We start from the raw sequence: 312 nt of genomic DNA, 5'->3' as shown, positions 1-312 counted from the left end.
CCGATGAACTGGAAGACCCCTTCGGCCGCGATGAAAACGACCTGCCGACCGATGCACTGGTGCGCACCATCGAGCGTGACATTCTTGCGGAGCTTGGCGCAGAAGTACCGCCGGCGCTGAAGCCGGTTGACTATGTCTTGAGCTGATCCTTCTCTCCAGACACCCCGATACCCTGTGGGAGCGAGGTTGCTCGCACATTCAACATCTTCGTCGACTGACCCTCCGTCATCGCGAGCAGGCTCACTCCTACAGGTTTTGCATTCACACCCGGATATTGATGAGCGCCATAAATCCATTGTGGGAGCGAGCCTG

Annotated in this window: 2 pseudogenes; one reads left to right on the top strand and one right to left on the bottom strand. The window is 57.7% G+C overall.

The annotated features are described in order from the left end of the window. Positions 1 to 146 (top strand): annotated as a pseudogene (locus BK660_RS32220) (bestrophin family ion channel); the annotation flags it as partial. Here BK660_RS32220 and BK660_RS32835 read toward each other — a convergent pair. Continuing rightward, positions 131 to 312 (bottom strand): annotated as a pseudogene (locus tag BK660_RS32835) (hypothetical protein); the annotation flags it as partial. The pseudogenes BK660_RS32220 and BK660_RS32835 overlap by 16 nt on opposite strands.

The organism is Pseudomonas brassicacearum, from assembly GCF_003732265.1.
Lineage (GTDB): Bacteria > Pseudomonadota > Gammaproteobacteria > Pseudomonadales > Pseudomonadaceae > Aquipseudomonas > Aquipseudomonas brassicacearum_D.
This window is presented reverse-complemented; position numbering and strand designations above follow the sequence as displayed.